This is a genomic window from Clostridium sp. CM038 (genome assembly GCF_055081105.1).
This window is the reverse complement of record NZ_CM143651.1, coordinates 2,838,325-2,863,028: the sequence shown is the minus strand read 5'-3', so window position 1 is coordinate 2,863,028 and position 24,704 is coordinate 2,838,325. Positions and strand designations below refer to the sequence as shown.

Genomic DNA, 24,704 nt, shown 5'->3' with positions numbered 1-24,704 from the left:
GAGAAGAATATGAAGGTAAAGTTATTTTGTATTCCATATGCAGGAGCGTCAGCAACTGTATATTTAAAGTGGAAAAAACAATTAAATAAAAATATTGAGGTTCATGCAGTAGAATTACCAGGAAGAGGATTAAAAGCTAATGAACAACTATGTACAAACATTGATGACATTGTTGAAGAAGTATTTAAAGAAGTATCGCAAGAAATTGATGAATATTCGGAATATGCTATTTTAGGACATAGTATGGGAGGCTTGATTGCATATGAACTTTATTACAAATTAATGAAGTCTAATTATAAAAGGCCAGTACATATTTTTATATCTGGATCTAAAGCGCCACAGTTAAGAATAGAAAACAGGGATAGTTATAAACTACCATTAGATAAATTTAAACAATTAATATTAAAATATGGACTAACTACATCAAATGAAATTTTTATAAATAATGAAGTTATGGATTTTTTTCTTCCTATTTTAAGGGCAGATTTTAAAATCGGAGATACATATAATTATATAAAAAAAGAAAAAAAAATAGAGAGTGATATGACAGTATTGGTAGGAACTAAGGATGAGAGTATGAGTATAGATGAAGCCAACGCATGGGAAGAACTTGTAACTTCCAATTTTAGATTGAAAAAATTTAACAGCGGTCATTTTTTTATAAACGATTATGAAGACGATGTCATAGAAGATATAAATAATACTTTACTTTCCAAAATGAATTAAAATATATGGCATATTTTAAATTAATTCAGTACATTAATAATTTTTACTAGTACATATTTAAAAAGTTAATTATGTAGCAGAAATTTATAACTATAGTGTACTTAGGAGGAGGATACTGTAATGTTAAAAAAAATAACAGTACCTGGAAATATATACGAAGTTGATGGGTGTAAAATGCATTTATATTTAGTTAATAGAAAGAGTGTAGGAACTGCGATTCTTATTTCAGGAAGTGGAACTACTTCTCCATATGCAGACTTTTATCAACTGCTAGATGAATTATCGAAAAGTATTAGTACATGCGTTTATGAAAGACCAGGATATGGGTTTAGTGGAACAACTAATTCAATAAGAGACATAGATACAGTTGTAGAGCAATTGAGAAGTCTTTTAAAAAAAGCATCGATTACACCTCCATATATATTTATTGGGCATTCAATGGGATCATTAGAGAGTATTAGATTCTCGCAATTATATCCAAATGAGGTTATGTTTGTAGCAACAATTGATGGCATTAGCCCAATATATGCTAAGAACTTTAAGAGGAGTTTTATTCAAAAATTAGGCAGCAATTTAATTAATAGGTGCATTACTTCAGATTTAATGAAAAAAATGCGTTATACATCTTTAGCAAATAAAATTTTTGTAGATATAGATGGATTACCAAAAGAAGTACAGGATATAAAAATACAAATGGCAAATGAAAATGCTGGAAGCAATGAAATGAAAAGAGAACTTGATATGTTGAATAGAAATGGAGAGAAAATTAAATCAGGTATAAGACCTACAGAAATTGATTTAATCAGTTTTAGTTCTGTAAATAACGGATATGAAAATTGGGAGGCTGTTCAAAGTGATTTAGAGAGCTATTTTAGTCTGAAAAGCAAGGTTGTTTATAGTGATTGTGACCATTATATTCATCACAAAAAATATAAAGATATAGCAAAAACAGTAGTTGGATTTTATAAACAAGTTCTTAAGAAATAATATATTTTATAAAAATTTAAAAGGGGATATGTCAATGATAAATATAGTAGAGAGCAGAGAAAAGTGGGTTGATACATTAAAAAAATTTGAAAACAAGTCTGTTTTCAAAAATATTAAAAGCAAAGGAAGTATGACTTTAGAAAAAAAAACATTCCCCAATAATTATTTAAATGTACTAAATCCAAATGAAAAATTTGAGGGTATGGGTAATATATTAAGTTTTTTTTCAGCTATAGTTTCAATTGTATTAAATAAGTACAATAATTCTAATGTTTTTATAGGAGTTAAATCTAACACTGGTAGATATGTCCCTGTATTTGCAGACTTTGAAAATAACACACCATTTGTAACACTTGTAAGGCAAGTTGAAGATGATTATATAATGGCAGATAAGCATCAAAATTTTAACATAAAGAGTATTTCACGTAAATTAGGATTAAAAGTAAGTTGTATTGATGAACTCTTTGAAATAGGAATAACATCACAAGAGTATGATAAAAGTGTTAATCTAGAAGAAACAAAGTGCAACTGTATTTTTAAAGTCAATAAATATAATTTTGAAATTTATTATAATAGCAACATATATAGTGAATATGATATTGAGGTAATAGGCAAGAGTATAATGGCAGTTTTTGAAACAGTAGTTAAGATACCTCAATTAGAAATAAATAGAATATCGATTATAGGTAAAAAACAAGAAGAAGAAATACTGCAAGTTTACAACCGGGAAATAGAACATAATAATGAAAATGTAATAGGTCTATTCAGTGAACAGGTGAAAAATTATCCATCAGCAGAAGCTGTAAGATTTGAGGAAAGTAAAATAAGCTATGAGGAGTTGAATGCACTATCAAATGGGGTAAGTGATTCTATTATAAAAAATGGAATAAAAGCTGGACAAACAGTGGCATTTATGTGCGACAGATCATTAAACATGGCTGTAGGAGTAATAGGGATAATGAAATCCGGTGCTGTGTATATCCCAATAGATACAAAACTTCCAAGTGACAGAATGAAATTTATGTTTGAAGACAGTGACGTTAAATTAGTAATAGCAGATAAAAATAATTTAAAAAAAGCAAAGGAAATTGGAGTTAAAGTAATAGAAATTGATAGTATAGAAGCTGCTGAAAACACAATAGGAGAAGTAGGAGAAAATGCATATATTATTTATACATCAGGAAGTACGGGAAAACCAAAAGGCGTATTAGTATCACATAATAACTTAGGTTCATCAATAAAGTGGAGAAAAGAGGAATATAAGTTAGATGCAAGTGATAATGTTATGCAGTTATTCTCATATGGTTTTGATGGATTTATGACAAGCTTCTTCACACCAATAGTATCTGGATCAACGGTGGTGTTAGTAACAGAGGAAAATGTAAAAGATGTAGTAGCCTTAAGAAAAATTATAAAAGAAACCAAAATAACTCACTTTATAGCAGTCCCAGCTTTATGTTTAGCAATTTATGAAGATATTACAAAAGAGGAAGCTGAAACCGTAAGAATGATAACAACAGCTGGTGATAAGTTAATAATAGAGGTAATAAAAAAAATAAAGGAAGTAAATAAAAATACAGAATTGATAAATGAATATGGACCGACAGAATGTAGTATAGTAGCAACGGCTAAGAGAAATGCAAACGATTGTGGGAATAGTTCAATTGGGAAACCAATAATAGGAGCATCCATATATATAATGGACCAATATGGGAATCTATTGCCAGAAAATGTAGCGGGAGAGATTGTAATTGGTGGGAATGGAGTTGCAGTAGGATATTTAAATAGAGAAGACCTAACTAAAGAGAAGTTTGTGCAAAATCCATACAATAAGGGGAGAATGTATAAAACGGGAGATAAGGGTAGATGGTTAAGTAATGGAGAAATAGAATTTTTGGGAAGAATAGATAATCAGGTGAAAATAAGAGGGTATAGAATTGAGCTTCAGGAAATAGAAAATATATTAGAAACAATAGATGGAATAAAGACTGCGGCAATAAAGCTAGTAAATGGCGAATTATGTGGTTATTATACAAGTGATTCAATAATGCTCGAAGATAATATTATTGAAGGAATAAGAAAGAATCTACCAGAATATATGGTTCCTAAAAACATTATAAAAATCAATGAAATGCCTTTAACAAGTAATGGTAAGATAGACTATGAAAATTTGCCTGAAATAGAAAAAAACATTATATCTGAACGCATTAAGCCAGAAACATTACAAGAAAAACAAATGTGGGATATATGGAAAGAAGTGTTGGGTAATGATGATTTTGGGACTAATGATAAATTTTTTGAGATTGGCGGTAACTCATTAAAAGGTATAATTATGGCATCTAAGGTTTCACAAAGAAGTGGTAAAAAGGTAACATTACCATTATTAATGAATAATGATTCTATTAAATTATTTGTTTGTGCTGTTGAAAAGTTAAGTAGTAACGAAGTTGTAAAAATAAAAAAAGCAGATGCACAAGATACTTATGAATTGACAGCATTACAACAAGGGATATATATGAGCTGTGAATTTGATGATACAGGAATTGGATATAATGTGCCATTGGTAATGAAAGTTGAAGGAGCATTAGATATATCGAGGGTACAAAAGGTAGCACAAAAGTTATTAAACCGTCATAAAATTTTACGTACAGTTTATATACGTACAAATGAGGGAATACATCAGCAAGTTAAAGAGAATATAAGTATTTCAGTTGATTTTGTAAAAAGTAACAAGTCTATTGAAGAGGAATTTACAAAATTTTTACGTGCTTTTAGCTTTGAAAAAGCACCATTATTAAGAATGCAAATTGTTGAATGTAATAATATAAAGTATATTATGTTTGACTCACACCATATTGCTGTTGATGGAATATCTATGTCAATTTTATATGATGAGTTCTGTGCACTGTATGAGGGAAAGGAACTTGAAGTGCAGGATATAGAATTTATTGATTATTCAGTTTGGCAGAATGGCAAGGAAGGACAAAGTTTAGTTAAAAACAATATGAACTACTGGATTGAACGATTTAAAGACTGGAATGGTATAAGTAATATTACTACAGATTTCCCACGTGATTCAATAATTAGATTGAAGGGTAAAACACTGAATTTTGACATTGGTGTTGAACTAACAGATAAGGTGAATAAATTTTGCTCTCAAAATGCAGTTACTCCATATATGATGCTTTTAGGAGTGTATAGTATATTGTTAGGAAAGTATACCGGACAAAACGATGTCACTATAGGTTTACCAAGTTATGGTAGATACTCGGAACAGTTTGAAAAAATGGTAGGTATGTTTGTTAATAGTTTACCAGTTAGAGTTTATCCTAAATCAGAGAAAAATTTTATAGAATTATTAAATGAAATTAAGGATGATGTTCCGCTAGCACTAACTAATGAGGGATGTTCCATAGAAAAAATTGTATCAGGGCTGGGGTTAACATCCGAAAGCGGTACAAATCCATTGTTTTCAACAATGTTTGCATTACACGATATACCAATAAATGAGCATAAAATCCATGGCTTGAGATTAAGTAAAGTGAAAATAGAACAAAATAGTTCTAAGTTTGATATTACACTTGATGCACAAGAAGAAAATAAGATTATGAATTTTCAACTTAGGTATAACAGCAATCTTTTTAAACTTGAAACAATGGAAAAATTTATTAAACACTTTATAAATTTAATTGAAGAAACAACGAGTTCACCTAAAGATCCGATATACAAACTTAATATGTTATCAATAGAAGAATATGATCAGATAGTGATACAGAATAATAATACACACGTAGAATACAAATACAAAAACTCAAATATTAAAGAACTTTTCGAGAGACAAGTGATTTTAAAACCAAATTCAATAGCTGTTTCATTTAATGGAGAAGGTTTAACATATAAAGAGGTAAATGACCGTGCCAATAATTTGGCGTATAAATTATTGGATTCAAATATATCAAGGGGTTGTGTAGTACCAATTATAGCTGATAGAAGCTTTGAAATGCTAATAATTGAAATTGCAATAATGAAGTCAGGAGCAACATTTTGTCCTCTTGATCCTAGCTGGCCATCAGCAAGAATAAATATGATTATTGCTGAAATTGGCGCTGGATTTGTTATAACTAGCACTCAAAGTAAAGTTTTAGAAGAGGTATCAGTTGAAAAATGGGAAGTTACGCTTAAAGATATAGGTACAAAAAGTGAAAATCCTCATGTTGAGATTTTAAGTAGTGACGTAGTTTATATCATATATACTTCTGGATCAACAGGTAAGCCTAAAGGTGTGGTAGTTCCGTATAGCGGAATTATTAACCGTTTGATGTGGATGAACGAGAGATTAGGTATAAATGGAAGTAATAGTGTATTAAATACTACAAATTATGTATATGATAGTTCAGTGTGGCAAATGTTTTGGCCATTGATAAATGGTGGTAAAACAGTTATACCTGTTCCTAATGCAATTATGTCTGCTGAATATATAACAAAAGTTATCGCAGATGAAAAAATCACAATAACTGATTTTGTTCCATCAGTATTCAATGTAATTGTTAGTGAAATGAAAGAGTCAAAACATTCATTAGAAACATTAGATAGTTTAAATTGGATAATAATTGGTGGAGAAGAAATAAAACAAAACTCTGTTCATGATTTTATGAAGTTATTTCCAGATACTCAATGCATTAATTTATATGGCCCAACAGAGGCAAGTATAGGTTGTGTATATAAGGTTATTTCTAAAGAAGAAAATGGTGTGATTCCTATCGGAAAACCAATTAGCAATGTTAATATTTTATTACTTGATGACAATATGCAACCAGTTCCAAGAGGTGTTATAGGTGAAATTTATATAGCGGGAATATGTTTAGCAGATGGATATTATAAGGATAATGAGAAGACAAGTAAAGTTTTTATAAAAAATTCATTTAGTGAAATTGATAGTGAATATTTATATAAAACAGGTGATGTTGCAAAATGGGGAGAGAATTGGGATATTTATTTTCTCGGAAGACGTGATTATCAGGTGAAAATAAGAGGCTTTAGAATTGAGACTCAAGAAATAGAAGATAAAGTTTTAAAACTTGAAGGCGTTAATCAATGCACTGTAATTGACTATGAAAGTGATGAGGGAGATAAGTACCTTTGTGGATATTTTACTGCTAAAGAAGACATTGGACAAGAGGATGTTAGAAGCTACTTAGTAAGTCAACTACCCAATTATATGATACCAACATTTATTATTAAGCTTGATGAAATATATATAACAATGTCAGGAAAAGTGGATAGAAAAAGATTGCCTAAACCTCAATTTGATATTCTTGATAGGGAGATTATATTACCTAAAACTAAAGAAGAAAAATTATTAGCTATTGCATGGAAAGATGTATTAAATCTTAAGGGCGTAGGAATAAACGATAATTTTTTCGCAATAGGTGGTGATTCTATTAAGGCTTTACAGATAGCATCACACTTAAAGAAAGCTGGTTTAGAATTTACGATGCAACAGTTATTTAGTAATCCAACTATTGCACAACTTGCTAAAAAAGTTACATATGTTAATCAAAAAAAATATGATGTTGTAACTGGAGAGGTAGATTTATCACCAGTTCAAAAACGTTTCTTTGATACTTATGATTCAAGATTGTACTTTAATCAAGCTATTATGGTTTTCCGAGAAGAAGGCTTTAAATTAGATTTAGTAAGAAAATCATTTAAATATATAGTGAGTCAACATGATATGTTGAGAGCAAGATTTTCAACATGCAATGAAGGCGTTAAGCAAGTTATTGGAGAAGTTGAAGATGATTATTTTATAATAGAAGAGTTTAAAGTATTTGATGAAGTTAATGAGGAACAACTTATAGGTGAAATTGTTGAAAGTATTCATCAAAAGATTAATTTATCATCAGAGTTAATACGTCTTGCTGTAATAAAAACCAAGAGAGGCGATCATTTAATGATAGCTATGCATCATTTGATTGTAGACGGCGTGTCTTGGCGTATAATACTTAAAAATTTCATAGAGGCATATGAGAACATTTGTAAAGGAATTGTATATGAAGTAGATAATAAATCAAAATCATATAAAGAATATGTTGAATATCTAAAAAGGTATTCAAATAATGAAAAACTAAATAAACAGGTGAGATATTGGGAAAATATTAATTCTAAAAATAATGTAGATATTAAAGAAGAGGTTCTATTCGGCGATAGAGAACATATTACCATGGAAATTAATCCTCAAGTATCTAAAAAATTATTAAAAGATGTTAATAAGATTTATAATACACAACCAAATGACATACTGTTATCTGCATTAGCACTTGCTTTTAATAAGATAGATAGTAGTAAAAATTTATTAGTTGATCTTGAAAGTATAGGTAGGGTACTACCAGGACAAGGGTTTGATTATGCCCAAACAGTAGGATGGTTTACAGCGATTTATCCTGTAAATATAGAAATAGCTGAAAACAATATAGGTAAAACAATATGTTTAGTTAAAGATAACTTAAGATGTGTACCTGAAAACGGATTAGGATATCAAGTCTTGAGATATTATACACATAAGCTTAAAGGAGCCTTAGATAGTAGCATTAGTTTTAATTATTTAGGAGAAGTAGATTTTGAAACACAAAGCGATATTGGTACAAAATTATCTGATTATCCCGCAGGAAGCATGATTTCACCATCAATGAAGACGAAATATATGTTAGATATTAATGTTAAATTTTACAATGATAAGCTTATGATCTCTTTTGATTATTCAAAATCAAAATACAACAAAGTCATTATTAATGATTTAGCAAATTCCTATAAGGATGTATGTGAAGCTATTGTTCAACATTGTGAAGAAGAAACAAATATAGTTAAAACTCCATCAGATTTTGGGGATAGTTCTTTAAATTTTAATGAACTTGATAAAATATATGAAAATGTAGGTCAGGATATTGAAAGGATATATAAACTATCACCTATGCAGTCAGGTATGCTTTTTCATTCACTTTTAGATAATGAATCTAAAAGTTACTTTGAGCAAAATTATATAACTCTTCAGGGGGAAATTGATGTTGAAGCATTAAAAAAGGCATATTGTATGCTTATTAAAAATTGTGATATTTTTAGAACAGTATTTATGTATGAAAATCTACAAGAGCCACGTCAAATTGTAAAAAATTACGAAAATACACAAATAAATTTTAAATTTGAAGATATTTCAACTGATAACACTTTTGATGAAAAAAATAGGATAGTTGATGAGTATTGTATAAAAGATAAAAAAGAAGGTTTTAATTTACAAGTAGGGCCTCTTATAAGGATGAAATTATTTAAACTTGATGAAATATCTTACCGTCTTATATTGAGTGATCATCATATATTAATGGATGGCTGGAGTATGTCTATTGTATTTAAAGAAATTTTTGAAAATTATGAATCAATAATTAATGGTAATATTTTAAATGAAAAACATCTGAATCAATACAATAAATACATTGATTGGGTATTAGATCAAGATGAAGAAGCGGCAATGAATTTTTGGAAGGATAAAATTCAAACATGTGACACCAGTTCAAATTTAAAGGGTTCAGATAAAAAGTATAGTACATATAAACAAAAGAAACATAGGATTAAATTATCAAAAGAAATATCGAGTATGTTAATAAAAACTGCGGAAGATTGTGGAGTTACTCTAAATTCAGCTATGCAGTCAGTGTGGGCACTTGTTTTAATGCGTTATTGCAATACAAATGATGTAGTATTTGGAACTGTAGTTTCTGGACGTTCATCTGCTATAGATGGAATCGAAGATATGATAGGATTATTTATTAATACACTACCAGTAAGAGTTAATGTAAATGAAAATATAAAATTTGAAGAAGTTGTTAAAAACGTTCAGAGCGATTTTATTGACATGGAAGAGTTTAGTTATTATCCATTAGCATCAATACAAGCTTTATCGATTCTTGGTGATAATTTATTATCACATATATTTGTGTTTGAGAACCACCCTATGAAGCAAGTTATGGATAGTATGGGGGAAAACAATCTTTTGCCTGTTATAAAGGATATTGATGCGTTTGAGCAAACAAATTATGACTTAAATATAATAATTGTACCTAGTGATGAGATTATAATAGACTTTGTATATAACTCAAATGAATATGAAGAATGGTTTATTAATCAACTCTCTAGGCATTATTTGAATGCTTTGGAAAGAGTTTCAAACAATTTTGATGTTTATTTAGATGAAATAGATATTTTAGATAAATTCGATTATTCAAAGATGCTAACTGAATTTAATCAACCATCTGTGGGGTATCCTCATAACAAAACTATTATAGATTTATTTATGGAGCAGGTAGAGAAGAATGGTAATAGAATGGCAATTAAATGCGAAGATAGAGAATTTACTTATAATGAAGTTAATAACATTTCAAGTGCTATTGCTAGAAAACTTGTAAACACAGGTGTTAAGTCTAACGATATAGTTGGACTGCTTATGGAACAAACAGAGTATATTGTAATATCTGCATTAGGGGTTTTAAAAGCAGGTGCAGCATATATGCCACTAGACAGATACTATCCAGTAGAGCGATTAGAATTTATGATTGAGGATAGTAATGCAAAAGCAGTTCTTTTTAAAGGTGATAAATATGGGGTTAAATCAGAGCGTATATTCGTTGACGTAACATTAGATAATCTAGAAGAGTCAGTTGAGAATTTAAATGTTTATATAAAACCATCGGATATGGCTTATGTAATTTATACATCAGGTACAACCGGTAAGCCTAAGGGAGTAATGATTGAACATAAAAATGTTGTGCGTTTGATGATTAATGATAATAACTTATATGATTTTAACAAGAATGATATCTGGACAATGTTCCATTCGTTTTGTTTTGATTTCTCAGTTTGGGAAATGTATGGCGCATTATTGTTTGGAGGAAAGCTAATTGTAGTACCACGTAATATAGCTAGAAATACTATTTCATTTGTAAAATTAGTAGAAAAAGAAAAAATTACAGTGTTAAATCAAACTCCTACAGCATTTAATGCTTTTTCAGAGCAAGTTATATTAACTAATAACATTGGATTAAATTTAAGATATATTATTTTTGGTGGTGAAGCATTACAAACCACGCTGCTTAATAGTTTCCACAAAATGTATATTAATGTAAAGTTAATAAATATGTATGGAATTACCGAGACTACAGTTCATGTGTCTTATAAAGAAATTGGCCAATATGAAATAGATAACAATATATGTAATATTGGAGTTCCAATACCCACGCTTAGGGTAAACATAGTAGATAGAAACATGAAATTATTACCTATAGGTATGCCAGGAGAGATGATTGTAAGTGGTGAAGGAGTTGGAAGAGGATACATTAACCGTGATGAACTTAACTTGGAAAAATTTATTTCTCATACATACGAAAAAGTTGGAACTAGAACATATAGAAGTGGAGATTTGGCAAAATATCTTCCTAATGGAGAACTTGAATATTTAGGAAGAATTGATGAACAGGTTAAAATTCGTGGATACAGAATAGAACTAGGTGAAATTAAGGAAGCAATGCTTAAGCATGAATACATAAATGATTCGGTAGTTACTATTAAAAAAGACAAGTTAGGTACTAATAACCTAATTGCATACTATGTATCAGAAAAAAGTCTAGATATAGAAAAGCTAAGAGGATTTTTATCAACATTTTTACCTCAATATATGATACCAGCATATATTATTAAAATTGAGAAAGTACCAATAACATCAAGTGGTAAAACAGACATTAAAGCATTACCAAATTCAGATAGTCAAGTTAGTACAAATGAATATGTAGCTCCTAAAAATGAGTGTCAAGAAAAAATAGCTAATGTATGGTCTCAAGTTCTGGGTTTAGACAAAATTGGAATAAATGATAATTATTTTGTTAGTGGAGGAGACTCCATAAAGGCAATACAGATATATTCAAGATTAAATGCTTTAGGTATTCAATTTGAAATTAAAGATTTATTTAAATATCCAACTATTGAAAAAATAAGTGAAAGAGTAAAATTTAATATTGAAACTTATTCACAAGATGAAGTTTATGGGAATGTTAAATTGACAGCAATACAAAAATGGCTTTTAGAAACAGATGGAGCTGAGATATATAACTACAATCAGGCAGTTATGTTTTTTAATGCCAAGGGGTTCGATGTAAATGCTCTAAAAGAAACTATAAGAGAAATTGTTTCTTATCACGATTCACTTAGAATTCGGTTTGAGAGATGTAACGATGGTATTGTGCAGACGTATCAAACTATAGAAGATATTCAGGATATATGTGAAATTAATTATATAGATCTAACATCAGAAAAAGATTTGGAAGCAAAAATATTACAATATGCCAATGAAGCACAGAAAGATATTACATTGTTTTCTAAGAAATTATACAATGTTACATTATTCAAAACTAATAAAGGCGATCACTTATTATTTGTTATACACCATATGATTATAGACGGAGTATCTTGGAGAATTCTATCAGAGGATTTAGTACAAGTTTATAAATCTATAAGAGATGGCAAAAAAGTAGAATTATTAGATAAAACATTATCATTTAAAGAATGGTCAGAAGGTATCAATAGGTATGCACAATCTAAAAATGGGAAATCAAAGTTAAAATATTGGTCTGAAGTTCAAACAATAAATAATAGTGAGTTTATTGAAGAAAAGCACCGTTTTGGAACATATGAGCAGACTAATACAGTAAAAGCAGAAATTGAAGAAGAGAATACTAAAAAATTATTAACTGTTGCGAACATACCATATAATACAAAAGTTGAAGAAATTCTTTTAACAGCTTTAATTGAAGCTTTTCATCATACTATGAATATAAAAACAATAGGAATTGATATTGAGGGTCATGGACGTGAAAAACTATTCGAGCATAGTGATGTATCAAGAACATTAGGTTGGTTTACGTCAATATATCCAGTTGTTTTAAATATGGAAGAAACAATTGAAAAATCAATTTGTACAATTAAAGAAAGTATGAGGAAAATACCTAACAAGGGTATTGATTATTCCATTTTGAAATATTTAAATCCATATGAAGAACAGTTAAATAAAGTTTCTCAAATAAGCTTTAATTATTTAGGACAAATAGAAAAACTTAAAGGTGAGGAAATAACACTATCAGATATGGCTATAGGAGAAGCGGTAAATGGAAAAATTGCACGTAAATATGCTTTAGATATTAGTTGTAAAATTGAGAACTCAGTATTTAAGATTGCATTTGATTATTCAGCGCACTTATTTAATGATGAAGTTATTAATAAATTATCTGAAAATTACGTACAAGCACTTGAACGATTAATAAATCACTGCGCTTCAGTTAAAGAAATAAAAAAAACTCCTTCAGATTATGGATTAGATATTTCTATTAATGAGTTTAATACAATTGTAAGTAATAGACTGAAAAATATAGAGAATATATACCCATTAACACCAATGCAGCAAGGAATGTTATTTCATGCATTACTTAATACAGATTCGGATGCGTATTGTGAAAAAATGGTGATGGATTTAGAAGGCGAAATTGATTTGGAATTATTTAAAAATTCAGTTGATGCTGTAACTAGAAAATATGAGATTTTTAGAACAGCTATAATTAATAATGGATTAAGTAGTCCGATTCAAATGGTTTTAAAGGAAGTACCAAGTAGCTTTAATTATTTTGATTACAGTGAGGGTAACTATAGTGAGTTTGAAAAAGATTATTTAAGCAGATTTGATTTTGAAAATGCAAAATTAAGTAATATTACATTGGTTAAGTTAGGTAATGAGAAGTATAAATATATATGGAACTTCCATCATATAATATTAGACGGTTGGTCAGTTGCAATTGTCCTTGAGGAGTTATTCCAATATTATATTAAGCAGCGTAAAGGTATTGTTATTGAGAGTAATTCAGAAGGAAATTATGTTGAATTACTTTCATGGCTTGGAAACAAGGATAAGGAACTTGCAAAAGAATATTGGAGTGATGTTTTTAATGGATATAATACAGCAGTTACAATTCCAAATGAGAAAGTGTCAAGTGAATATGATTTAGAAGAAATGGATTTTTATTTAAATGAACAACAAACTACTAGATTAAAAGAACTAGCTAGTAAAAATAATGTAACATTTAGTACTGTTGTGCAAGTACTATGGGGAATTATACTTCAAAAAATAAACAATACTAAAGATGCAGTCTTTGGTACAGTTATATCTGGTAGACCAAAAGATTTAAAAAATGCAGAAAAAATAGTTGGTATGTTTATTAATTCTATCCCGGTTCGTGTAGAGACTATGGAGAATGATAGTTTTACAGATTTAATAAGCTCATTCCAAGGACAGTTAGTTAAATCAGAGGAGTTTGGCTATTATGCACTTTATGAAATTCAACATTGTTCTGAGTTAAAGGATAACTTAATAAATCATGTTGTAGCATTTGAAAATTATCCTGTTAATGAGTTAATGAAAAATGAATTTAAAAAGGAAGTTTGTGGATTCGAAATTAAAGATATTGTTATGAGAGAACATACTAATTATCAATTTGGTGTAGTATTTACTCCAGGTAATAAGTTGAAAATTAATATAACATATAATAAGAATGCATTTGATGGTAACAGCATTAAAAACATTGGGGAGTATTATATGTATCTAGTTGAGACGGTAGTGAAGGCACCTAAAGCACCAATAAATAGAATATCAATAATGGATAAAAAAGGAGAAGAAAAAATACTGCAAGTTTTTAACCAAAAAGTAAAATCAAATAATGAAAATGTAATAGATTTATTCAGCGAACAGGTGAAAAACTATCCATTAGCGGAAGCGGTAAGTTTTGAGGAAAGTAAAATAAGCTACGGGGAGTTGAATGCACTATCAAATGGGGTAAGTGATTCTATTATTAAAAGTGGAATAGAAATTGGAGAAACAGTGGCATTTATGTGCGACAGGTCATTAAATATGGCTGTAGGAGTAATAGGCATAATGAAATCTGGTGCTGTGTATATCCCAATAGATACAAAACTTCCAAGTGACAGAATACAATTTATGTTTGACGATAGTAAGGTTAAGTTAGTAGTTGCAGATAAAAACAATTTAGAAAAAGCAAAGAAACTTGGAGTTAAAGTAATAGAAATTGACAGTATAGAAGCTAAAGAAGATATGGTGGGAGAAGTAGGGCAAAATGCATATATTATTTATACATCTGGAAGTACAGGGAAACCAAAAGGTGTATTAGTATCACATAATAACTTAGGTTCATCAATAAAGTGGAGAAAAGAGGAATATAAGTTAGATGCAAGTGATAATGTTATGCAGCTATTCGCATACGGGTTCGATGGTTTTATGACAAGCTTTTTCACACCAATAGTATCTGGCTCAACAGTGGTGTTAGTAACAGAGGAAAACGCAAAAGATGTAGTAGCTTTAAGAAAAATAATAAAAGAAACTAAAATAACTCACTTTATAGCAGTACCAGCATTGTGTTTAGCAATATATGAAGATATTACAAAAGAGGAAGCTGAAACTGTAAGAATGATAACAACAGCTGGTGATAAGTTAATAGTAGATGTAATAAAGAATGTAAGGAAAGTAAATAGTAATACTGAATTAATAAATGAGTATGGACCAACAGAATGTAGTATAGTAGCTACTGCTAAGAGAAATGCACAGGATTGCGAATATAGCTCAATTGGAAAGCCAATAGTAGGAACAATGGTATATGTAATGGATAAAGATGGAAATTTAAACCCGGAAGGTATAGCTGGGGAAATTGTAATTGGTGGAAATGGAGTTGCCGTAGGATATTTAAATAGAGAAGAACTAACTAAAGAGAAGTTTGTGCAAAATCCATACTCCAAGGGAAAAATGTACAAAACAGGTGATAAAGGTAGATGGTTAAGTAATGGAGAAATAGAATTTTTGGGAAGAATAGATAATCAGGTAAAAATAAGAGGGTATAGAATTGAGCCACAAGAAATAGAGAATATATTAGAAACAATAGATGGAATAAAAACTGTGGCAATAAAGTTAATAAATGGTGAATTATGTGGCTATTACACAAGTGATTCAATAATGTCAGAGAGTAATATAAAAGAAAAAACAAGAAAATATCTACCAGAATATATGGTGCCTAAAAATATAATGAAAATCAATGAAATGCCTTTAACAAGTAATGGGAAGATAGACTACAAAAATTTGCCTGAAATAGAAAAAGGCATTGCAATTGAACGGTTAAAGCCAGAAACATTACAAGAAAAACAAATGTGGGACATATGGAAAGAGGTATTAAGTCATGATGATTTTGGAATCAATGATAACTTTTTTGATATTGGTGGTAACTCATTAAAAGTTATGTCATTACACTCTAAAATAGATAAGGTATATCCAGGAACAATGGAGTTGGCAGATTTATTTTCTTATTCTACAATTAAAAAAACATGCGAATATTTGTTTAATAAAGAAAAAGAAGAGGACCAGTATCGATTAGAGAGTAATATTGATGAAAAAGTAGATATGGAAAGTACAATTATGGATATGTTATTAAATGAAGAGAATATGGATACTGATGAGATGGTTAATAAAATTATGAGCTTAAAATAGAGTGAAAAGGAGAAGAATATGAAAGAGGAGATAAAATATTTAATTCAGTGTGCTTCTAAAAACATCTTAGATAAACGAATGGTAGCTAAAATAATATCTATAATGAGTAGTGCATCAAGTGAAAAAAATGAACAATTTGCAATTGTAGGAATTAGCGCGAATATGCCAAGAGCAGAGGATAAGAATAAATTTTGGGATGTTATAGCTAACTCTACGGATTGTATAGTAGACTTTCCAAAAGATAGAATGGATTTTGCAAAAAAATATCTTAACTATATAGGCTTTGATGATGACGTAATTTTTGCAAAAGGGGGGTACCTTGAAGGCATAGAAAACTTTGATTATTCGTTTTTTGGAATTACTCCTGCTGAAGCAAAATTAATGGATCCAAATCAAAGGTTATTTTTGCAAGAGGCTTTCAATTGTTTGGAAGATGCAGGGTATGGTAATAAGGTATTGTCAGGAAAAAATGTTGGCGTATTTGTAGGATATGATAATTCTACAGTAAATGAGTATCGTCAGATTATTTCTGATGTATCACCTGAAGCATTAACACTGGCACTTGCAGGGAATATAGTACCTGCGATTGCTAGTAGAATATCCCATATCTTAGATTTTCATGGACCGGCAATGGTTATAGATACAGCTTGTTCATCAGCATTGCTTGCCGTTCATATGGCATGTATGTGTATACAAAGCAATCAATGTCAATCAGCAGTTGTAGGTAGTGTAAAGTTAAGTATGTTACCTATAGTGATAGGCGAAAAGTTGGGTGTAGAGGCAGGAGATTGGAAAACTAAAGCTTTTGATGACAGTGCAGATGGAACGGGTGTTGGTGAAGGTGTTGGTGCAATTTTTATTAAACCTTTAAAAAAGGCCATTAAAGATGGCGATGACATTTATGCTGTGATTAAGGGCGGGGTGAGTAATCATGATGGAAATTCAATAGGACTTACTGCTCCAAACCCATTAGCTCAAGAAAAAGCTATTTTAGGTGCTTGGGAAAATGCAGGAGTTAAGGGGGATACTATATCGTACATAGAGGCTCATGGAACAGGTACAAAGATAGGAGACCCAATAGAGATTCAGGGTTTAACAAAATCATTTTTAAAGTATACAGATAAAAAACAATTTTGCGCTATAGGTTCTGTAAAAACAAATATTGGGCATTTGGATCATGCATCTGGGATTGCATCTATAATAAAAGTTGCGTTAGCCTTAAAAAAAAGAAAATTACCACCTACATGTAACTTTAAATCACCAAATAGGATAATTAACTTTATTAACTCACCATTTTATGTTAATACAAAACTTAGAGAATGGGAGTGTGGTGAAACACCTCTAAGATGTGGTATAAATTCATTTGGATTAAGTGGAACTAATGTTCATTTAGTATTAGAGGAGGCTCCTAAAAAACAAAACTATAATAACATTGGGATTTCAGTATTAGTGTTATCAGCAAAAAGTGAATTTTCATTAAAGAAATATCTAGGAAGTATGAGAATATTTCTTGAGGAAACACAAGAGAATTTTAATGATATATGTTATACAACGAATTGTTGTAGAGGGCATTATACATATCGGGTAGCAATTGTGGCTGATAGTTGCATGGACGCAGCTAAAAAAATAAATTATCTAGAAATGGAAAAGGATTTAGTAACACAAGGAGAACAGATTTACTATGGAATAGAAGATCAAACAAAGTATAAAAAAGAATTAATTGATGAAGATATTTTACAAGCTACTGATGATATAAAAAAGAATATGCTTAGTGATTTAGCTAAAAAGTATTGTACAGGTATAGAAATAAATTGGGATAAGCTATATGAAAAACCTAGTAGAGTTCATCTACCACCTTATCCATTTGATATGAAGAAATGCGTAATTGAAATACCATATGTTGATAAGGATATAAGTAAAGTTAGAAAAGAAATATATGAGAAATCAGAAAAGAATATACTGGTTATTGGTAATTATTCTGGTGTATCAGAAGAAGTTGTTTCAATAGTGGCAAATACTTGGGGAAATGTATTAGGAATTGATGAAGTAAATGTAAATGATAATTTATTCAAACTTGGAGGAGACTCCATTTTTGCAATGAAGGTCTTTAATATTTTAAAAAATCTTATTGGTGAGAAAGTGGAAATAAAAGATATAATGGGAAGCGGCGATTTTATAACTCTTGCAAAAACAATGGAAAGCAAGTTTGATAATAAAAACATAGGCGTGATTTCTCATAACAAAATTAATGAACATAGTTCAATTAATGAATATAAATTGACTCCGCAGCAAGAAAGGTTATTTTTAATTAATCTTATGGACAGTGATTCTAAAGCATATAATATGCCTACTGTTATGATAATTGAAGGTAAGATTGATATTAATAAGCTTGAAAATTCATTCAAAAAGCTTATTGCTTCTCAGGAAAGCCTTAGAACATCATTTAATGAAAATAATGGACAAGTATTTGCTAAAATACATAACAATGTTGACTTCTCTTTGGAAATTATTGAGTGTAATAATGGTGATTATGATAGTGCAATTGAAGAGTTCATTAAACCATTTGGTTTTAATAAAGCACCTTTATTAAGAAATGGAATAATAAAGGTATTTGAAAATAAACATTTACTATTATTCGATATTCATCACATTATTTGTGATGGAATGTCAATAACTATATTAATTGAAGAATTAATGAAGTTTTATATTGGAGACAATGAAAGGGCAACTAAATTAAAATATAGTGATTATGCAATAGCTCTTAATAAGAAAAATGAAACAGGAGATTATAAGAAACAAGAAGAATTCTGGAAAAAGCAATTATCAGGAAAAATAACAAGGCTAAATATGCCAAATACTAAAATTCGTCCACAAGTACAACAATTTGAGGGGTTAAGAATATCAAAGGATTTGTCAAAAGAACTTACTGAATCAATTAAGGATTTAGCAAAAAATAATTTAACAACAACCTATAATGTGTTATTTGCAGCATTAAATATAATGATTAAAAAATACACAGATCAAGATGATATTATAATTGGTTCACCTGTGTCAGGTAGAAATGATTCACAACTTAACAATATAATTGGATTGTTTGTAAATACCGTAGTTATGCGTAATGAGGTTGTAGGTGAAGATACAGTATTAGATTTAATTAATAAAATAAAAAATAATACTATAAGTGTATATGAAAACCAAGAATTTCCCTTTGATAAAATGGTAGAATTATTAGATTTACCTAGGGATTTAAGCAGAAATCAGATATTTGATGTAATGTTTTCAATGCAAAATTTTTCACAAGCTTCAATGGATATAAAAGAATTAACAATTTCACCATATGCTTTTGAAAATAAAGTTTCTAAAGTAGACATTACAGTAAATGCTATTGAGAAAAGCGATATTATAAATTTAGAAATTGAATTTTCTACAGCTTTATTTGAAAGAAAAACAATAGAGAGAATGATGGGAAATTTATTCAACATATTAGATGAGATGGCGAAAAAACCCGAAACAACTATTGATAAACTAGATATGCTTACTAAAGAGGAATTAAAAGAATTAAAAGTGTTTGGAACTTGCATGACAAGTTATAATGAGACTTTAACAATAGACAGGCTAATAGAAACACAAGTAAATCTTACACCAAATAAGGTAGCATTAATCATCAACGACGAAAAAATAAGTTACATAGAGTTAAATGAAAGAGCTAATTCTCTTGGAAATGAACTTTTATTAAGAGGTGTTGATAAATCAGGGTTTATCGCCATAGTGGCAGAACGATCCATTGAGATGATCGTTGCGTTGTTAGCTATTATAAAAATTGGGGCAGCATATGTTCCAATAGATCCATACTATCCTAAAAAAAGAATAGAATTTATGATTAAGGATAGTGGAGCTACAAGTGTATTACATTATTGCAGTGATAAGAGTATTATTATTAATTTTGCTAATTCCATAGATCTTTCAAAAGAAAACAATTATTCCAATAATTTCAATTCTCCAAATGTTAGTATTGATGAAAATAGTCCAATGTATATGATATATACATCAGGTTCAACAGGCGTACCTAAAGGTGTAATATTGACACATAAGAACGTAAATAATTTTATTAATGGTATTACACGGATTATAGACATTAATGAAAATAACAAAATATTGAGTGTTACAACTTTTGGTTTTGATATTTTTGTATTAGAAAGCTTTTTAATGTTGTCAAAAGGTGCCACTATTGTGTTAGCATCTGATGAACAAATAAATAGTCCTCAATTACTATGTCAGCTTATTGATAAAAATGATGTTAATATTTTACAGGCGACTCCTCTAAGAATGAAATTAATTTTAAATGAAGAGAATTCAACAGCATTTAGAAAACTTAGAACTATTTTAATTGGCGGAGAGGCATTTCCTTTAGAACTGTTAAAAAAATTAAATAAATATGATAAATTAAGAATATACAATATGTACGGACCTACTGAAACAACTGTATGGTCAACAGTTAAAGAACTAACAAACCTGGATTATATTACAGTTGGAAAGCCAATAGCAAACACAAGTTGTTGCATAGTAGATACGAAGAATAAATTAGTACCTATTGGTTCAGTTGGAGAACTAATTATTGGCGGAGATGGAATTTCAAAGGGTTATCACAATAGATCACAATTAAATAAAGATCGGTTTATACATATGGATTCTCATAGTTTCGGAATGATGTATAAAACAGGGGATACTGCAAGATGGCGTAATGATGGTGAAATTGAAGTTTTAGGTAGAAATGATAATATGTTTAAAATTAATGGCTATCGAATAGAACTAGGCGAGATACAGAGTTGCATTGCACAACATGGAGCTATAAAAGAAGTTGGTGTTGTAACTGATGATAAAGATTATATTCTGGCATATTATGTAGAAAACTTTAAAGTTTCCTCAAAAGAGATTAGAGATTACGTATCAAATAAGTTACCAAATTATATGATTCCTAATAAATTTATCACATTAAATAGTTTACCACATACACCAAATGGAAAATTGGATTTGAAAGTTTTAAAAAGTATGAAAGTAGAGGGGGAAGAAATAAATAAGAAATCAATTTTACCACCTAATAATAAATTACAAAAATTATTGGTTGACTCATGGAAAAGAGTTTTAGAAGTAGATGAAGTAAGTGTTGACGATAACTTTTTTGAGCTTGGTGGTAATTCTATGAAGGTAATAATGTTTATTGCAGATATGAAAAAATTTAATATAGATATTATTATCAATAATGTATTTAGTCATAACACCATTTTAGATTTAGAATATTATTTAAATTCCTTAGTAAAGAAAAATCTAATTAGCAATGGTACGGAAGTAAAGAAAAAAATATTTGAGACATTAAATTTAAATATAAACATTGTAGAGACAATTATAGATAATGAACAGTACATAATTTATTGTGTTGATGATTATAGCGAGGACAATAAACAAAAACTTTTAGAAGCCTTAAATAAATATGTAGATAAGGAAATTTATCCTCATTATATTATTTCTAGCGATAAAGCATTAGCATTAGGTATTGATAGTTTTGAAGGGGAAAGGATAATAAATATTAATCTAAATGATTTTGAGTCGAATTTACATATGCTGAAAATTAATTGCGAGACTATAATAAATGAAATTAATAATAAACATAAAGAGTTTGAAAAGGCTGTATTAATTGGTGAGGTAGAAAAAGAATATAGATTAGCACCAATTCAATATTTTTTCTTAGATAGTGAAAGATACTCGGGCACACTGTTACATTTTGATGATGTATTAAATATCGATATATTTAATAAAGCAATACAGGCACTACTTATTAATCAAGGTATTTTTAGATCAACACTAGTAAAGAGAAATGATATATTGTTTTGGAGTCAACACGAATTAATAAATAATGTACAAGCTCCCTATATAGATATCAGTAATGTAACAAAAGAAAGTAAAGTAAATCTCATGAGAAATATTGCAAGTGACTATTATTTTAAAAGTTATGAACAAATTTCTAGATGTGTGCATAATACAGCAAACAGTAACGATGAAAATAGTTTGTTATATAGAACTTTGCTTGTTAAATCAACTGAAAGAGACTTCTATTTATTTTTACCAGTAAATCATGCAATATTTGATGCGATGAGTGGAGAAATTGTTAAGGGCAGTATTAATGAATTTTATAATAGAATTTTAGACGGTGAAGTAATTGGAATGGAAAATAGTAACCAATATCAGAATTTTATTGAACAGATAAGAAAAGGACCTGTAAATATAAGTGACGAAGAGTTAGTTAAAAAATTAGAAGTTGGTAAATATGTACAATACACTAATTTGCTAAATGAAAAGATAAATAAATATAATCGTGATAAAAGTACTTATATAAAGTTTGAAATTGAAAAACAAGAGGGTGTAAGTGAGGATAATGCATGGGAGGTTGCATTTGAAGTACTTAATATATTTATTCAAGATTATATGGGAGTGAAGAATCTTCCGATAATGTTTTATTATTATGGACGTAATTATGAGAATAAGGGGTATTTCGACACAGTTGGAGAATTTATTGATATGATACCAGTATTTATTGATGGAAAATTAGAGCTTTCTAATATGGTACAGGTAACTCAAGATGCAATAGCTCTTTCTGAAACCCATAATATTAATTTTTCAAATTTAGCAACTAATAAGTCACAACAAGTAAGGACACCTAAGATATGCCGATTTGTTACAGAAACAAATGAAAAATCATCTATAGTGTTTAATTTTCAAGGCAAGCTTGAAGAAAAAGAAATGAAATTATTTGAAGACGTATTATATGAAAGATTAATGCATGAGCTAAATATGGAGGAATCAGTAAATATACACTTTATGACTAGATATTCAAATAATAAAATACAAGTGGATATAAATATTCCATTTGATACGCAAGATAATACAATAATTGAGTTTTTTAAAAGCAATATAGAAAATATTAAAGAGTGCAAGGAGATTAAATATGGTAAATAAAACTGTTTCAAATGAAATTTATATTAAAAAATTTCCGAAAAAAAACATACCTATTTTGTTTTTAAGTAGATTTATTAGTGATTTGGGATCAGCCGTATTTAAATTTGCATTAAGTCTTTATATTTTAGACGCTACAGGATCACCAGCAATATATTCACTTATTTTGACACTGAGTATGATGCCAGGGATATTAATTAGTATAATTGCTGGAACAATTATAGATAAATATGACAAGAAAAAGATAATACTTTGGGCAGATATTATTAGCAGTATTTTAGTTTTGAGTATGTTTATATCATTAGAAATGATAGGAAATAATATTTTCATTCTAGGAATATGCGTTGTTAGTGTAAGTGTAGTTCAATCATTTTTGAATTTGGGTATTAATTCCTGTCTAGCGAACATTGTAGAAGAGGACAAGCTTCCAAAAGCAAATTCATTTTTTCAAGGTATGGGTGCTATTATAACAATTCTAGGCCCAGTAATTAGTGCACTGCTTTATAAGGTAATAGGAATTAAACTAATAATGTGTATAGATGGAGTTTCTTATATTATAGGAGCTATTCTTACATTTTCATTAGTATTTACAAGCAATAGAAATTATAACGAACATGAGACTGATAAATTTATCGATAATTTAAAATTTGTATTCAAATATGTTAAAGAAACAACTGGTATAAAGTTTTTTATGATTATATTAGCAATATTAACATTCGTGTATTCTCCACTTACAATGGTCGCAATTCAATATATTATGAGAATTGAGATAGTATCATCAGAATATCAGTTATCGTTTATACTTGCAGCATTAGGTATAGGAGTAATTGCAGGTGCAATTTTAGTAGGTATAATAAAAAATACTAACTCAGTCCTAAGAAAATTACCAATTTTATTTTTGCTTTTAGGTATTAGTGTAATTGCGTGGGTTATACCAGTTAGAATAGAGTATGCAATTAAGAATCAACAAACTATTTTAAACGTACCAAATTTTATTCAAGGTATTTTAAGTGGATGGAATACTTGGAACACTACTATAATTTTTTCTGTAATAATGTTTTTTATGGGTGTACTATACACAATGATAATTGTTCCAACCTATACTTATCTTCAATTAAATGTTCCGGAGAATATGAGAGGCAGGATTTTTGGAATAGCGACAACAGCATTGAGTATTTCTGGTCCACTAGGGGTTGTTATTTATGGACAACTTCTACAAAACTTTAATTCAATAATAGTAATCGTAGTGTCAGCAGTATCAATTTTAATGGCAATCTTAATATCGGTATTTAGTAAAGATTTCAATAGTTTTAGAAAGTCAGTAAATATTCAATAAATGGTGAATAAT

5 protein-coding genes are annotated in these 24,704 nt (G+C 29.1%); all 5 read left to right on the top strand.

Annotated elements, in window-relative coordinates; genetic code table 11:
* Positions 1-9: 9 nt before the first annotated feature.
* Positions 10-726, top strand: coding sequence for a thioesterase II family protein (locus ACWJKS_RS13180; protein WP_462959742.1), 717 nt, complete (start codon positions 10-12; stop codon positions 724-726).
* Between the two features lie 120 nt (positions 727-846).
* A complete protein-coding gene (locus tag ACWJKS_RS13175; RefSeq protein ID WP_216301675.1) occupies positions 847-1,713 on the top strand; it encodes an alpha/beta fold hydrolase in 867 nt (288 codons plus the stop codon).
* A gap of 34 nt (positions 1,714-1,747) precedes the next feature.
* Positions 1,748-16,348, top strand: coding sequence for an amino acid adenylation domain-containing protein (locus ACWJKS_RS13170; RefSeq protein WP_462959741.1), 14,601 nt, complete (start codon positions 1,748-1,750; stop codon positions 16,346-16,348).
* Between the two features lie 18 nt (positions 16,349-16,366).
* Complete coding sequence (locus ACWJKS_RS13165) at positions 16,367-23,359, top strand: amino acid adenylation domain-containing protein (RefSeq protein WP_462959740.1); 6,993 nt, start codon at positions 16,367-16,369, stop codon at positions 23,357-23,359.
* Positions 23,349-24,692: an MFS transporter gene (locus tag ACWJKS_RS13160; RefSeq protein ID WP_216301678.1), complete on the top strand. Its 1,344-nt coding sequence runs from the start codon at positions 23,349-23,351 to the stop codon at positions 24,690-24,692. Before ACWJKS_RS13165 ends, ACWJKS_RS13160 begins: the two co-directional genes overlap by 11 nt.
* Positions 24,693-24,704 lie beyond the last annotated feature (12 nt).